Raw genomic sequence first — 16,609 nt, 5'->3', positions numbered from 1 at the left:
ATATCAGTCATGGTACTCATTGCAGGGCTTCTTGTTTTCTCGGTCATGTCGGCCAGCCGCATACCAATTGATATTTTTCCACGGCTCAATTCACCTGTTATTTATGTGATCGAGCCATATGGGGGTATGTCTCCTGCTCAGATGGAAGGCTTCTTTGCTACCCGCATGCAGGACCAGTTCCTGTACATTGGCGGTATCAAAGAAATTTCAAGTAAAAGTGTGCAGGGGCTTACTGTTGTAAAGTTAGCCTTCTATGAAGGAAGTGATATGGCCCAGGCCGCAGCCGAAGTCGCCATCCAGGTCAACCGGGCCATGAAGTTCTTTCCACCCGGCGCGTTGCCCCCACAGGTAGTGCGTTACGATGCATCGTCAGTTCCGATTGGTGATTTGGTATTCAGCAGCAAAACAAGATCACTTAAAGAAATCCATGAACTTGCCGTTACCCGGATCAGGCCACTATTTTCAACTGTTCCCGGACTTACTGCGCCGCCACCGATCGGTACCAACTCTCGCACGATCGTTATCAATCTTGACCCGCAGAAAATCCGCAGCCTGAACATTTCGCCTGATGAAGTTGTGGAAGCCCTTGCTGCAAACAATGCTATGACCCCTTCTGGAAACATCCGGATAGGAAATACTTCTTATATCACCACACTGAACTCGCTGGAAGATCAGGTGTCAGACTTCGGCCAGATCCCCGTCACCACAGACGGGCACCGGACCGTGTTCCTTCGTGATTTGGGAAATGTGGCCGATGCATCGGATGTGACAGCCGGATATGCGCTGGTCAATGGCAGCCGCTCGTCTTACATACCTGTTGTGAAAACGGCAGATGCATCCACTTGGGATGTGGTAACAGCATTAAAAGCCAGGCTTCCCGAAATGCGCAGTCTGCTGCCCGATGACATTGAAGTCAACTACGAATTTGACCAATCTGTTTTTGTAATCAATTCAGTAAAGAGCCTGCTTTTTGAGGGAGGGCTAGGAGCTATCCTTACCGGCCTGATGGTGCTGCTATTTCTGGGCGACTGGCGCTCTTCACTGATTGTCATCATTACGATCCCTGTCTCTATCGTCGCCGCCGTGCTAATGCTAAGCCTTGCAGGTCAAACGATCAACATCATGACGTTGTCGGGCTTGGCACTAGCCATAGGCGTGTTGGTAGATCAGGCCACCGTGACCATTGAAAACATTCACCAGCACATTGAAATGGGCAAGCCTCAGAAGCAGGCTATTTACGATGCCTGTAAGGAAGTCGCGCTGCCACTGCTGCTGATCCTGCTTTGTATTATTGCCGTTTTTGCTCCTTCATTTATTATGTCGGGCGTGCCCAGGGCTATGTTCTTGCCGCTGTCGCTGTCCATTGGTTTTGCCATGACGGTGTCCTATTTCCTTGCCCAAAGCCTGGTGCCGATCCTTGCAAACTGGATGCTGAAAGAGCATGTGCATGAGAAACCCGCTGGTGCCGAGCCTAAGATAACCTTCTTTGACAGGGTAAAAGGCAGCTTCATGCGACAAAACGAGCGTTTTGCGAAAAGCAACAAACTCGTTGTTGGAGCTTATCTCGTTGTCGTTTTTGCGTTGGCGGCAGCAGGATTCGTCTGGATTGGAAAAGACATGCTACCGCAGCTGAATTCCGGCCAAATGGTGATCCGCATGAAAACACCCGATGGGACTAGGCTTGAACGGACTGAGGAGAAAGTAAGTGAGCTATTGGCTTTGGTCGATCAAGCCTCAGATGATCATCTGGCGATTTCATCAGCCTATGTCGGCGTTGTCCCAACCAACTACGCGACCACGAATTTATATGTAAGCACCAGCGGCCCTAATGATGCAGTTATTAAGGTGGGCCTTGACCCCGAATACAAGACCAATATGCAGGATCTGAAAGAAAGGATCCGCATGGCCGCAGCCCAGCAGATGCCAGAGATTACTTTATCATTCGAACCCGCTGATCTGACTGAGAAGCTGATGAGCGGCGGCGCTTTCACGCCCATCGAAGTGCAGGTTGCCGGAAGGGATATGAAAGAAATTGAAGGCTATGCAAATAAGTTAGTAAAGGGGTTGTCTGAGCAGGATCATCTGCGGGATGTACGTATTATTCAACCGCTTAAATTCCCGGTTATCAACATTAAGCTCGACCGACAGAAACTGGCAACAATGGGACTGAGCTTACAGCAAACCGCGCGCTCGATCACCGCTTCAACATCATCGAGCCGCTACACCGAGAAAAACCAGTGGCTCGATCAAAAGGCAGCTTATACATACCAGGTTCAGGTGCAAATCCCTGAATTTGCCATGCGTAATATGGCCCAGTTGCAGGAAATCCCCCTTGTAGCAGGCCAGCCAAGGCCCGTACTGGCCGATGTGGCTACCTTCTCAGTGGATACCCTTCCAGGGGAATACGCAAGGATCGGGCCACGGCGCTTCGTAACGGTTTCAGCCAATATCCATCATCAGGATTTGGGTAGTGCCACCCGGTCGGTTGAGAAAGTAATTGCCGGACTAGGAGCGGCTCCGAAGGGCCTGGTAACAGAAGTAAAGGGAATGTCATCGCTTTTGACCGAGACCCTGGACAGTTTGCAGCTTGGATTGGGCATTGCAATCGTGGTTATCTTCTTGCTTTTGGCTGCTAACTACCAATCATTTAAGTTATCGCTGGTGATCCTTTCAACGGTGCCTGCCGTGATCGTGGGCGCAATTGCCTTCCTGCTATTGACGGGCAGCACGCTGAACCTGCAATCTTACATGGGTATTATTATGTCAACGGGTATTTCGGTGGCCAATGCGATCCTGATCGTAACCAATGCCGAGCGGCTGCGCTGGGAGTACCGCGATGTAGGCCGGGCTGCATTGGAAAGTGCGGGTGTGCGTTTAAGGCCAGTATTGATGACCAGCTTTGCGATGGTGGCGGGTATGGTGCCGATGGCATTGGGTACCGGTGAAGCTGGTGAGCAGGTTGCCCCGCTTGGCCGTGCAGTGATTGGCGGATTAATCGCTTCAACCCTGGCAGCCCTTTACATCGTACCCCAGGTATATGTGTTTTTGCAAAATAAAACAGCTTATAAAGATCCATCCCTTTTACCCCTTGAAAACGCGCTACCCACTCCATCAGATTTGCATGCCAATGGCCACTCAGACCAAACTACTTATGAAAAACATAGCATATAATTGTTTTGCCCTTGCAATTGGGCTAACCGTGTTCAGCGCTTGCTCGTCCTCGGAGTCAGCAGAAAACAAAACACAGAAAAAAAGCGTGAGTAAACCAGCTGTAAAGCTAGGGACGGTGAGCTCTGCGAAAGTAGGCCAGCACGTTCAGCTGCCCGGGGAATTCATGGCCTTTCAGGAAGTGAGCATTTACCCTAAAGCAGACGGGTTCGTTGAAAAAGTGCTTGTAGACCGTGGTAGCAATGTCCGAAAAGGGCAGGTGTTGATGGTCTTGGAGGCTCCTGAAACCGAAGAGCAGTTGGTAGCAGCCCGCTCTAATTACCTGAAAGCAAAAGCTATGCTGGTCGCTAGCCAGGAGCATTATAAACGGCTGAAAGCCAGTGCCGGCATCCGCGGCTCTGTGTCGGCGCTGGACCTGGAAAGTGCCAATGCGAAAATGATGGCAGACAGTGCAGCGGCGATGGGGGAGCAGGCTAACTTTAATGCGCTTACCAAGATCAAATCTTATCTAACAGTCCGCGCACCATTCGATGGTGTCATTACGGAAAGGAATGTTCACCCTGGTGCGCTGGTTGGCTCCGGAGTGCGCCTGCAAGCACCGATGCTGATGCTCCAGCAGCAAAACCGGCTTAGGCTGGTCGTAGATGTGCCTGAGACTTATAGCGTTGGATTAAAGCAAGGAAAGCAGGTCAGTTTCACAGTTAATGCAATGCCTGGCGAGCAATTCAAGGGTAAGGTCAGCCGCCGCTCTGGAAATATGAACCAAAAATTCCGTTCAGAGACTATTGAAATAGATGTGGCAAATGCCAAGGGGGGAATCAAGCCTGGTATGTTCGCCGAAGTTGTCTTTACTCCGGAAGGTACGCAGGGTGCTCTTACCGTGCCAGCAGAAGCGGTTGTCACATCAACAGAAGGCCAGTATGTGATAAAGGTCAATCAGGGAAGAACCCAGTTTGTTGAAGTAAGAAAAGGGATGCAGTCTGATGAGATGACAGAAGTATTCGGCGCGCTCAGGGATGGCGACCAAATCATTGTCAATCCACGAAATGATATGAAAAATGGAACACAGGTTGCTTTGAACTAGCAAAGCACAAAGTTTAAATCACTTGGATCTCTAAATCGTCAAAGCAATGATACTACTGGATCTTATCATTGATCAATCATCATATATGCTTCACAAAGCACTAGACACATGAGCTCAGAAGAAAGTAATAATCAAGCGCCATTTAAGCCTAATGACCACCTTGCCAACGAACGGACATATCTCGCCTGGGTTAGAACCGGGATAGGTATTATGGCTTTCGGCTTTGTGGTTGTTAAGTTTTCGCTATTTGTAAAGCAAATTGGTTTTGTACTGCAAACAAAGGTAACCAGCCCCTCACATGGATATTCATCCATTATTGGTATTATTCTGGTCGCCTTGGGTACACTTTCCATTCTGTTTGCTTTTTTGCAGTATCGCAGAACCGAAAAGCAGCTCGAAACCGGTCGTTACAAACCTACAACTTTACTGACTACAGTTTTAACCGGAGTCATTTTCCTCATTAGCATTCTGTTGATTGCTTATCTATTGCAAAGTGTATAGCACTTGCATAGCTAGTAATAGGAAGTGATTTAAATTATATCTGCGGTGTATCAAAAGCCGTGGAATATTAATCTTCGGGTAAGCGAGTTTTGAGCTTTTTTGTCCGCTTTTCAAGCTGGCTTAGCCAAAAATACCCTAAGATCCCAGAGATAATCGAAGCTGTCAAAATGGAGAATTTGGCTTCCGACAGGATTAGTTCTTTTCCAGAAAATGAGAGTAGGGCAATGAAAATGGACATAGTAAAACCTATGCCGCCTAACATCCCCACACCAATGATGTGCATCCAGCTCGCATGCTTGGGCATTTTGCCAATGCCAAGCTTAACGGCTGCCCATGAAAAAAGGGTTATGCCCAGTGGTTTGCCTATTACTAATCCTGCAATAATCCCCAAGCCCAGTACAGTGGTTAGTCCTTGCAGCATTCCAGGCTCAAACTGGATATTGGTATTGGCTAGCGCGAAAATGGGCATAATAACAAAGTTGACAGGGTTCACCAGAATGTGTTCCAGCTTTTCAAGGGGGGACTCTGTGGCATCCGGGGTAGTAGGTAGCGCAAAAGCTGTCAAAACACCTGCAATGGTAGCGTGTACTCCTGAGTGATGGATAAAATACCAAATGAACAACCCTGGGATCAGATAGGCTGCCAGGCTTTTTACTTTTAGTTTGTTTAAGAGCAGCAGGAAAATAAAAATTCCGAATGCATACAGCAAGTAGGTGTAGTGGATGTCTGTTGAATAAAATATGGCAATAACCAAAATCGCCATTAAATCGTCAACGATCGCCAATGCGGAAAGGAAGATCTTCAAAGAAGATGGTGCTCGTTTGCCCAGCATGGAAATAATAGCAATTGCAAAAGCAATGTCTGTTGCCATGGGGATACCCCATCCACTGGCCGTCTCTGTGCCTTTGTTTAAAGCAAAATATATCATGGCAGGGGCCATTACACCACCTATTGCCGCCAGAATAGGTAAGGAGGCTTTTTTTATGGATGACAGTTCACCTTCAACCATTTCGCGTTTAATTTCTAGGCCTACTAAAAGGAAGAAAATGGCCATCAGGCCATCATTGATCCAAAGAAGTACTGGGTATCGCAAATGAATGCCCGCGATATCTCCGCCGATTTCAGTGGATAATAGCCCTTCAAATCCAGATCCTGCACCAGAATTTGCAATGATCAATGAAATGATAACGCAGATAATCAAGATGATGCCGCCCGTTGAACTGGACTGGAAGAATTTCTTGAAAGAATGAAGGTTAATCAAATTTGCCATGAGGCAAAACTAGTAACAATCATTTAGATCATTAACAAAATGCAGGTGATATCGTCAGATCATAGCCGATCTGATGTCAAAGTGAAACATTGTAATTGCGGAAAGTATTCTTAGCTGACAAATTTTAGCTTTATTTAACCGGTGTAATACGAAACGGAATTTAACCAAACCCTTCTGACCCTCTACATGGAGCAAATCGTCAATTCAATTAATAGTATCATTTGGAGCAACGCGCTTATTGCGCTCTGCCTTGGGACAGGGATCTATTTTTCGATCGTTACCCGCTTCTTACAGGTCAGGTTTTTAAAGGATATGGTCAGCCTGCTTTTTGGCAACAAGGCATCTGAAAAAGGTGTCTCATCATTTCAGGCTTTCGCAATTGCCATATCAGGAAGGGTAGGCACCGGCAACATTGCCGGTGTCGCAACGGCGATTGCTATGGGAGGGCCTGGAGCCGTTTTCTGGATGTGGGCCATTGCATTTCTGGGCGCGGCATCGGCCTATGTGGAAGCCACACTTGGACAAATTTATAAGCAGGTCAAAGATGGGCAGTATAGGGGAGGCCCTGCATTTTACATTGAAAAAGGGTTGGGTGTGAAATGGTATGCAACATTGTTCGCTATTGCTACCATTGCGAGTACCGCATTGTTCTTGCCTGGCGTGCAAAGCAATAGCATCGCCACAAGCGCAAAAACTGCTTTTGACATCCCGGTTGAAATGACAGGAGCTGGCATTACAATACTGCTCGGGCTGATCATTTTTGGCGGAGTGAAGCGGATTGGCAGGGTGGCAGAACTAGTCGTCCCGTTTATGGCAGGTGCATACATTCTGATGGCACTTGTCATCATTGCGATCAATATCACCCAAGTCCCAACCGTTTTTCGCCTGATCATCCGTTCTGCATTTGACATGGAACCGGCATTTGCCGGCATTTTTGGTATGGCCATTTCCTGGGGAGTTAAACGCGGTATTTATTCTAATGAGGCAGGCCAAGGCACAGCCCCTCACGCCGCTGCTGCCGCAGAGGCTAGCCATCCCGCAAAGCAGGGACTTGTTCAGGCATTTTCAGTCTATGTTGACACATTGTTTGTATGTACGGCAACTGCGTTAATGATTCTCTTTACAGGCAAGTTTAATGTTGTCAATCCCAATGGTGGCTTTCTTGTAGAAAACGTAAAAGGAATGGCAATCGGATCTGAATTTACGCAGCAGGCGATCAGTGCGCACTTCCCTGCTCTGGGAAGCGGATTTGTCTCCATTGCCCTGCTATTTTTTGCATTTACAACCATCATGGCTTATTACTACATTGCAGAAACCAATCTGAGTTATTTACTGAAAGACGGCGACAGCAAAATCATGCTGTGGGTGCTACGCGGCCTGATCATGGCTGCCACATTCTATGGTTCGGTTAAGACGGCTGAGCTAGCCTGGACAATCGGGGATATTGGTGTAGGACTCATGGCCTGGCTGAACATTGTTGCCATCTTGCTTTTAAGAAAGCCCGCTCTGGATGCACTTAAAGACTATCAGCAGCAGAAGAAGTTGGGTAAAGACCCCGTCTACAATGCTTCTAAATTAGGGGTTAAAAATGCAGACGAATGGAATAAAGCAAATGAATGAAAGAATAAGATATTTTCGGAAATGGCTTGATTATCTTTTAGTGACGATGAGCATTATTTGCTCGATGGTTGTTGTTTTTCATCTGGGCTATAACACAGACCCCGTGATTGAGCAGCTTACTAACCGAATACTGGAATGGTGTTTTCTATTTTTTGCGCTGGCATTGGCTGCAAAGACCTTAACAGCATTGAAGAGCAAATCATCGTTTATCCTTAGGGTTGGCGAAGCTTTACTTTTATTTTATTTCATTGCCGTTATTATAGCTGACAGCTATCATTTCTCTGGAATGGATGGTACAGAACTTGTCAAGCCAGAATGGATGTATCTGGGAATTTTCGCTGTATTCGTTATTGAAGTTTCCAAACAGACGCTCTTTTTCGATAGATTTTATTTTAATCCGACCCTACTTTTCGTACTAAGCTTTCTAGCCTTGATCCTGATAGGCACGGCGCTGCTGCTGCTGCCTAAAACAACCCATCACCAGCAGCTTAGTTTCGTAGACGCACTTTTTCTTTCGACAAGTGCTGTATGTGTCACCGGACTTTCGGTTGTTGATATTGCTTCGGAGTTTACACGCTTCGGCCAGACAGTATTACTTATACTTGTACAGATCGGCGGCTTGGGTATTATGACCTTTACAGGATTTTTTGGCTATTTCTTCTCGGGTGGTCTTTCATATAAAAACCAATTAATGTTCACTGAGCTCATTGGTGAGAACAAAGTTAGCTCGGTTATTTCCACCTTATTTAAAATCATTTTGGTCACTTTCTTTTTCGAAATACTGGGAGGTGCCCTTATTTATTTGAGCTTGGATCCATTGCAATTTGAAAGTACCGGAGAGCGACTCTACTTTACCGTCTTTCACGCAGTAGCCGCTTTTTGTAATGCGGGCTTTTCGACTTTGCCTGATGGATTAAACAATGCCGGAGTCCGCTTCAATTATGAGCTGCATCTTTCGATCATTCTACTGTATGTTATGGGCGGTCTGGGGTTTGGGATTGTCTTTAACTCATTTGAATTCATTAAACGGTGGACTTTAAATTTTTATGACAAAATCAGGTATGGCCGCCACTTTGTTCACAGAGCACGTGTAATTGCGTTCAATTCTAAGATAATAGCTTATACTAGCTTTTTACTGATACTTTTTGGGTTTGTCCTTGTTTTCCTATTAGAATTTAATCACACGCTTCTTGAACATCAAAGTTATTACGGCAAGTTTGTGACAGCCTTGTTTATTGGCACTAGCCCCCGAACAGCAGGGTTCAACACAGTCATGATGAACGAGCTAGCTTTTCCAACTGTAATGCTAACCTTTCTACTTATGTGGATCGGGGCTGCTCCGGGTTCAACTGGCGGAGGGATCAAGGTAACCACATTTGCATTGGCCACATTGAACATTCTTACACTTGCCAGGGGAAAGGGTAGGATCGAAGTATTTGGAAGGAAGGTATTAAGCGAATCCATCTCCAAAGCCCTTGGTATCATTTCGCTGTCTTTGATTTTTTTAGGTGCAGCTATTTTCATGCTGTCAGTTACAGATCCTGATAAACGATTGATAACATTGGCATTTGAGACATTCTCAGCATACAGCACTACTGGTCTGAGTTTGGGCGTCACTACACAGCTAAGTAATGCAGGCAGGTTAGTGATCATACTAACTATGTTTGTCGGCAGGGTGGGTTCATTGACCTTACTTGTCGCATTTGTCCGAAAGTCAAAACTCAAAGAATATCAGCTTCCTGGCGAACAATTAACTTTTTAATTACTGACTATGAAGTATATCATTTTTGGACTGGGGAGCTTTGGCAAATCTCTGGCGATCCGCCTAACAGAATTAGGTCATGAAACCATTGGCGTTGATAGTAATTGACCAGCCTTTAATTCAAAGCCTCCAGATCAAGAACCTGCGGTTTCTTTTCATGACACTTCATAAGCTTACAGAGCTGTTATAAGGCTATTTCAGGGTAATACTTGCCGTATAACTTGTCTTATATTGACCAACAAAGCACAGAACAAGTGGGAAACTATCATATTGTGAAATCATTTCGAATAGCCAGGGAGAACGGGCTTTGCCTATTGGTGCTTGACAATGGCTGCATTACTTTGTTCCGAAGTAGATCAAATTTAACATTCTATTAATGTATCATATGCTTAATTTGAAATGAAACTTCATTTTTATGAAAAAGACTGCTTTGTTTGTTGCCATCCTGACCACTTTGTTTGCATGCCGCAATGATGCTGATGAGAGCGTGTTGCCGGAGATTTCAGGAGTTTATCAGATTACTACCCTTTATAATATGGAGGGTGAGACTCTCAACTTTCCTGAACTCGTGGATGGAAAGGTTGCTATTACATCCGAGTTGGAAATCACAAAAGTGGATGAATATGAAATTAGTATTCTAAGAAAAGGGGTCGCGCTGGGAACACCATACACAGATCCTTTGGGTTTATTTGATATTCAAAAAGGTGAGGGTGAATACATTGTCTATAATGATGGTTTATACATCGGTAGCATAAACGGCAAGAAATTGTATTTAAATTTTGCAGGTAAAAGTAGAAATACGATGATTGCGTCAATCCGAGCTAGCAAATAATTTACAGATTCTTCATCGTCACAGAGTATAAGCAAATACCAAAAAATTCCCATAAACGTCGGTTTTTTTAACTCTTGCTTACTTGGACAAGCAAGTCGGTCGAATGTTGCATCTAAGCAAACACTCTCAGCCAACCATGAGCTAATTTAGGCAAGTAACCGGCGCAGCCAAATGGCACATCAATGCTTATGAGCCAAATGTAATGGATAACAATACGGCTATAAAACAACCTTTAAGCTTGATGGGAGAGAAGTAGCAGAGGAGTAAGATTCCAGCATTTAGTTTATCAGCAGATCTTGACCTTTGATGTAGTATTTCCGACAACCTATTCTAGTAGCATACGCTCGAAAAAAAAATAAATGAAGAGATAGATCTACTTATCAACACCGATAAGTCAGCACTCACTGAATATAAATTAAAGCAAGTTTATGGACTTGAAAAAGAAATCGCTAAAAGACGAGGTTTCACTATATGGAAAGAGTTATTGACTACCGAAATAGCAATATTTGAAGAGACATTAATAGAAACACGCAATATCTTAGTATTTGAGGTAAGCTTACTCAACAAGGAAGTACTAGCAATAGCAGAACCTAATCGATTACATAATAAAATAATAAATGATGCTGCTATCTACTCAAAAACATTAAATAGCGCATGGAGTCAAATTGAAACGGCAATCAAATTAAAGTCAAATTTAAACATAAGCATAAACCAAATAACGGAGGAATCAAGAAATGAGTTTTTAACAATAAAGTCGGTAGAAACAGTCAAACTAAGAGATGGTACAGAGATGATGGTAATGATAAACAACGATTACTTGATAGAGGTAACAAATACACTTGAGTCCTATTTTATTGAATTAAACGACAAAATAAACGAGGTGCTAAAAAAACGCTCAACTAGATATAAGATTCGAATGTATCACACAACATTTTAAAAATTGTGGTACACGCGCTGGCAAGCTCGCCTACACCAGAACGACGCTGCGAGAACCGCAAATCTATATCAGCAAGATGGCGAGAATTACACTAAGAATTACCACAATATGTTTTTGTACGCTGAATTCACTGATACACCTTCCGCTCAAAACCGGACTTATTACCGTGTTACCATCGAGGGGCCTGTAACGCCTTATCCGTAGTTTCGGAGTCTATGAAACTCAGCGAGAATATAGTAGGACTTTCCAATCCTATTTTTTTCAACTTCGATCCTAACTTCTGATTAGAATAAATCTGCAACAATTCAGAATGTAAAGCTGGCCGATGGTCATTAAAGAAAATGAGGCTGCCCGATTCAGAGCAGCCTCATTTTCTTTTAGGGTGGAATTAATATCCTTGATTTTGTACCAAAAATCCTTCCTCGGCAGAAGCTCCGTCGATGGCTCGCTGAGGGATTGGGAATAGTCGCTTGTCGACGCTCTTATCCGTTTTTCCTGTCCAGCTGCCTTCATATTTTCCAAAACGGATCTGATAATTTCTTCTGAAAGCCTCCCAGTACAATTCAAATCCCGACTCACGAAATAAGATGTCAAGGTCAATTTTCGTCAGCGCTTTTGGAGTTTGGGCCGGCCGGGCATTTCTTGAAGTTCTCAATGTATTGATATCAGCCAGAGCACCTGCATTGTCGCCATTTCTCAGCTTCGCTTCGGCGCGCATCAGGTAAATTTCCCCAAGGCGAATCAATACCAGGTCGACACTGCTGTAACTGCAGCAATTGTTACCGGTATGACTGAACTGATACTTTGAAAACCGGTAGCCGGTGTTGTGCAAGCTGCCCGGGCCTGTAAAATCTACATTGGGAATATGATTTACATAAGTCAGGTTGGCTCCGCTCGTTCTTTTGTTGATCACCGGATATATCCTTACTTTGCCGTCGGCGGATTTCAAAATATTGCCGCTTCCGTCTTTTCTGGGCCCCCAGATGATTCCGCGTAAAATCCCTCTGTCCATTTCAAACTCCGTGGCATCTACGGAATAATAGTGCTCGGCATCATTCAAAGGCGTAACTCCTGTTAAGTTTTTCAGGTTTTCAGGAACAATCGTATTTTTCTTGAAAAAACGGGCATCTGCGTCGGCTGGGTCTATATTGCCATTGGCATCCACCCAGGTTTGATAAAAGTCGGGCGTTGCAGCAACCGCATCTGTTCCGCGCGTGTTCGGGAACTCCGGTCTTGGGATCTGGTCACCTGAAATCGACCAGTACGCCCAGCGCTGGTGATCTGTTTCCAGTACTCCCCGCTGGTCCAGTGCAAAAATTAGCTCCTTGTTGGTATGATTATCGTCGCTGAACAGATCAAAGTATTCAGGAGACAGGGCATAGGGTCCCGCAATAATCTCATTGGTATATTTAATCACCTTATCCATATCCTCCTTACTAAACTCAGGCTTACCATACGGACTGCGATAGACGGCGGCGTTCAAATACAAACGCGCCAGCAATGCTTTCACTGCATTTTGGTTTAACCTGCCCGGATCATTTTCCTTACGGATTAAGTCAACCACCGATAACAGTTCGCTTTCGAGATAAGTAATTGCTTCCTGGCCTCTCAGGACCTGAGACACCTCACTCGAAAGCTCTTTTTTGAACACCAGGCCCCAGTTGTCCAGTGCCAGCATATTGAGGTACGCCTTCATGGCAACCATTTCATAGTAACCTGCCTGCGCACCTGCATTACCGGCTTTACCTGCTTCGTTTAACCGTTCCGCAGCAATGACGGCTCTCGATAAAGTAAGGGTAATTTGCGTCCAGGTATCGCCTACGAGCCCATTACTTGGGGTCATCAGGTGCTGGTGAACCGCAATAAACTTACCCCCATCATACCAGTCGGTGCCGCCTCGGTAGGGCAGGATACCTTCATCAGAAGCGACCTCTTGCAGTCCGAATTGGTTTGTATGCAGCCATACACCGGAGCGGAGAAGGCCATATACCGGGGCTATGGAGCCGCTTACAAGTTGGGCTTGACCCGTTCCTGTAAGCGATTCATCAAGAATATCTTCTTCCAAATTGGTACAACCAATAAAGGCCAGTAGAAATCCCACTGCCGTCAACGCTCTATAAAATCCTGTATTTTTCATTATGATTTGATTTTCAACGAATCGTAGCTATCGTTTTGTTCTATTAAAATGTCACATTCAAACCAAGCAGGAAAGTTCTTGCTCTTGGATAAGTAAAGCGGTCGATTCCAAATGTCTGGATGCCGCCGGAAGCCGATCCCGTATTCACTTCGGGATCAAAACCTGAATAACTGCTTATCACAAACAAATTCTGACCGGTTAATGTAAGACTGGCACGTTGAATGACGTTCGCCAGCTTGGTTCCTGTTAGGTTCAGATTGTAAGCCAGGGTTGCATTATTCAATCTCATGAAAGAGCCGTTTTCCAGATATCGGGTCGACACAACATTGGCATTGCTCAACGCCTCATTTGGGTATTGCGTGGCGAAATCAGTTGTGTTGTTGGATTTGGCCAATAATGCCCTGCTGAACAACGTCATAGTCGTGTGGTTGTAAACCTTATTGCCGGCTACACCATTAAAATTTAAACCCAGATCGAAAGACTTGTATTTCAGATTAAGATTATATCCATAAATGATCTTCGGGATAGCGCTGCCGACCACAACACGGTCATTATCCAATATCGCCCCATCACCGTTTGTATCTCTGAATGCATTTTGACCATTATCCGGATTTATTCCATCAAATTGATACATGTAGAATGCGCCCAGCGGTTGATCATTAATGTAGCCGTTAATAGTCGCCCCGGATTGACCGGCACCCTGCGCCGCGCCAGTGGCCAAAACTGCGTAAGGAGACTTCTTCACTTTATTCTGAATGTAGGTGAAGTTACCTCCGATGTTGTACGAGAAGTCACGCTTAGGATCGCTGCCATAATTCAAAGTAAGCTCGATACCATTATTCTGGATTTTCATATCCGGGATATTGTTCCAGTAGGTCGAAGTAGGCTGAACCGGATCGGAAGGAACAACTTCCAAAAGGATGTTGGAAGATTGCTTGTTAAAATAATCAAGCGTACCAGTCACTCTCGATTTGAACAACGCAAAGTCAATCCCTAAATCCACCTGTGTCGATACTTCCCATTGCAAATTTGGATTGGCCAATCTTGTGAAAATAATCCCGTACGGAAATCCTTCCAATGCAGTAGCGTCGGTATCGATCGGATAAGTACTTACGCTCCCGGTTCCTGTTTGTAAACGCTGCTCCAAATAGCTCGCTTTTGTGATCTTGGAAGGAATTTCCTGGTTACCGGTCCTTCCCCAGCTTGCGCGCAGTTTCAGGTTGTTGAAAGCCGAACTACTCATGAAATCTTCCTTGCTGATGTTCCATCCCAAGGCGAATGAAGGGAAATAACCATACTTATTATTCTGACCGAACTTGGAAGATCCATCGGCGCGGAACGTACCGGTGAACATGTATTTGTCAGCATATATATAGTTTACCCTTCCAAAGAAAGATTGCAGCTCATTTTTCAAAGCCTCCGCGTTGACCGCCGTAGGGAATGCGGTTGTGCTGGTGTGATCCTGGTAAATAGGCTCGATATTGTTATTTGCAAATCCGCGGTAAGTAGTTATTCTGGTTTCATCCAAAAACTTTTGGAAAGAATGACCCGCCAGGAGCGTAACATTATGGTTCTCACGGACCCAATTGTATGTCAGCGTATTCTCAACAAGTTGGTTCGTATTTCCACTTATTGCATTGTCAAGCACACCATTGGAAACGTCGGACTCATTGATAACCGCAGGAAACGGCTTATACTGCTGATTTCTGGTTGTCGTAGAATAATCTACACCGAAATTCAACTTGTAGGTAAGGCCGTCGATGATTTCAACTGAGGGTGAAATATTTGCCAGAATACGGTGGTTAATAGCCTTGTCGCTGAACAGATTATACCGGGCAAGCGGGTTTAATGCATTCGTGTTCAACAAAGTAGGGACGCCGTCTGTTAAAGGAGGAATCGTGGGATTCAAACTAAGCATATCACTCATGGTAGAAGTGATATCCGGGCGTAAATTTTCCGTGCGGGAAGCCGTTAAATTGTAGTCAATATTTAAGCGGCCGTTGAATGCCTTCTGGTTCAAATTCAATTTTCCTGAATAGCGTTTCAGCCTGCTGTTTTTCAAAATTCCTTCCTGATCCTGATAACCTACGGAAGTGAAATAGGAAAAATTTTCGCTATTGGCTCCGCTCATCGATAAGTTGAGGTTGCTTGATACACCTGTCTGCGAAAGTTCATCCTGCCAGTTCGTATTTGCCCCAAAATCCTGCAAAGTTCCGCCTGTGGCTACAACCTCCCTGCGGAAAGCATCGGCATCGAAAACATTTATTTTGTTAGCCATGGACGATATTGCCGTGGATGCAGACAACGTCAGCTGCGGTCTTCCTTTTCCTTTTTTGGTCGTGATTACCACGACCCCGTTAGATGCCCTGGATCCGTAAACAGCTGTCGCACTGGCATCTTTCAATACATCAATGCTCTCGATGTCATTAGGGTTAATGAAGTTGAGCGGATTGGTGGGAACGCCGGTGTTGGAATTGTCCAGCAAAAATCCGTCAACCACATACAGCGGTTGCGTTCCGGAGCGCAAGCTACCGATACCCCTGATGATAATGTCCTGCGCAGCACCGGGTTCACCGCTATTGGCAGCAATTGAAACCCCGGCCAGTTTACCTTGCAGCAATTCACCCGGGTTTGTCACGACGCCCCTATTAAAACTTTCACTGTTAAGCGAAGAAATAGCGCCGGTAATGTCTGACCTTTTCTGTGTACCGTAACCGACCACAACAACCTCGTTCAATTGCGCCAGGTCCTGGGTTAATTGGATAATGATTGACGATTGCCCGTTAAGCGGAACTTGTTTTGCAGCATATCCAATAAAAGAAACTTCCAGAACGGCATTGGCATCGGCTTCTATCACAAATTTCCCTTCGGCATTGGTCGATGTGCCTCTTGTTGTTCCTTTAACGACAACCGTGGCACCCGGCAGCGGCGCCCCGGCTTCATCTGTAACCGAACCCGAGATGGACTGAGCAACAGACTCAGCATCTGAAAAAGACTTCTCTGCCTGAAACGAAAGCTTCGTATTGATACGCACAGGAAATGCCTGGACCGGGTTAGTATTAAGTACAGCCCAAGGCAAACATGCGTAAAGACATGCGAGCTTTGATAGACGTAATTTTGAACGCATAGATTTGATTTTTTACTTTTGATCAGGGGGCAAAATTACTTCCGGGTGGGTAGAATGGCAGTTAAGTGGCGTTACCATTACGTTAACAAAATGTTACCTGGGTTCCGGCCTCAGATGCAGCTGCCAGTGATAACACAAATTTAATACGGTTGTCTTTTCTGGTCGGGCTAC

10 protein-coding genes are annotated in these 16,609 nt (G+C 45.2%); 7 read left to right on the top strand and 3 right to left on the bottom strand.

Annotated elements, in window-relative coordinates; all coding sequences use genetic code 11:
- Positions 1–9: 9 nt before the first annotated feature.
- The 3 genes from G395_RS29200 (at position 10) to G395_RS0111135 (ending at position 4,753) form a co-directional block, all read left to right on the top strand.
- Entirely contained in the window at positions 10–3,171 is a 3,162-nt protein-coding gene (locus tag G395_RS29200; RefSeq protein WP_229204135.1) for an efflux RND transporter permease subunit, read from the top strand.
- Complete coding sequence (locus G395_RS0111140) at positions 3,152–4,252, top strand: efflux RND transporter periplasmic adaptor subunit (protein ID WP_035361088.1); 1,101 nt, start codon at positions 3,152–3,154, stop codon at positions 4,250–4,252. Before G395_RS29200 ends, G395_RS0111140 begins: the two co-directional genes overlap by 20 nt.
- A 108-nt stretch (positions 4,253–4,360) precedes the next feature.
- Positions 4,361–4,753 carry a YidH family protein gene (locus G395_RS0111135; protein ID WP_026630115.1) on the top strand — a complete coding sequence of 131 codons (393 nt, stop codon included), beginning with the start codon at positions 4,361–4,363 and terminating at the stop codon, positions 4,751–4,753.
- 67 nt (positions 4,754–4,820) lie between these two features.
- Here G395_RS0111135 and nhaA read toward each other — a convergent pair whose 3' ends face one another.
- A complete protein-coding gene (gene nhaA, locus G395_RS0111130; RefSeq protein ID WP_026630114.1) occupies positions 4,821–6,023 on the bottom strand; it encodes a Na+/H+ antiporter NhaA in 1,203 nt (400 codons plus the stop codon).
- A gap of 186 nt (positions 6,024–6,209) precedes the next feature.
- On the opposite strand from nhaA, the gene G395_RS0111125 reads away from it, so the two are divergent.
- From G395_RS0111125 to G395_RS0111110, 4 genes are all read left to right on the top strand, one after another.
- Positions 6,210–7,643 carry an alanine/glycine:cation symporter family protein gene (locus G395_RS0111125; protein WP_026630113.1) on the top strand — a complete coding sequence of 478 codons (1,434 nt, stop codon included), beginning with the start codon at positions 6,210–6,212 and terminating at the stop codon, positions 7,641–7,643.
- On the top strand, positions 7,612–9,405 hold the full coding sequence (locus tag G395_RS0111120) for a TrkH family potassium uptake protein (protein WP_084439567.1): 1,794 nt from the start codon (positions 7,612–7,614) through the stop codon (positions 9,403–9,405). Before G395_RS0111125 ends, G395_RS0111120 begins: the two co-directional genes overlap by 32 nt.
- A 415-nt stretch (positions 9,406–9,820) precedes the next feature.
- Entirely contained in the window at positions 9,821–10,237 is a 417-nt protein-coding gene (locus tag G395_RS0111115) for a hypothetical protein (protein ID WP_026630111.1), read from the top strand.
- Positions 10,238–10,721: 484 nt separating this feature from the next.
- A complete protein-coding gene (locus tag G395_RS0111110; RefSeq protein WP_026630110.1) occupies positions 10,722–11,174 on the top strand; it encodes a hypothetical protein in 453 nt (150 codons plus the stop codon).
- Positions 11,175–11,562: 388 nt separating this feature from the next.
- Here G395_RS0111110 and G395_RS0111105 read toward each other — a convergent pair whose 3' ends face one another.
- Together G395_RS0111105 and G395_RS0111100 are read right to left on the bottom strand one after the other, a co-directional pair.
- A complete protein-coding gene (locus G395_RS0111105; RefSeq protein WP_026630109.1) occupies positions 11,563–13,311 on the bottom strand; it encodes a RagB/SusD family nutrient uptake outer membrane protein in 1,749 nt (582 codons plus the stop codon).
- A 43-nt stretch (positions 13,312–13,354) separates the two neighbouring features.
- Complete coding sequence (locus G395_RS0111100; protein WP_084439565.1) at positions 13,355–16,438, bottom strand: SusC/RagA family TonB-linked outer membrane protein; 3,084 nt, start codon at positions 16,436–16,438, stop codon at positions 13,355–13,357.
- Positions 16,439–16,609: the final 171 nt, after the last annotated feature.

Origin of the sequence: Dyadobacter alkalitolerans DSM 23607 (assembly GCF_000428845.1) — a bacterium.
Classification (GTDB): domain Bacteria; phylum Bacteroidota; class Bacteroidia; order Cytophagales; family Spirosomataceae; genus Dyadobacter; species Dyadobacter alkalitolerans.
This window is presented reverse-complemented; position numbering and strand designations above follow the sequence as displayed.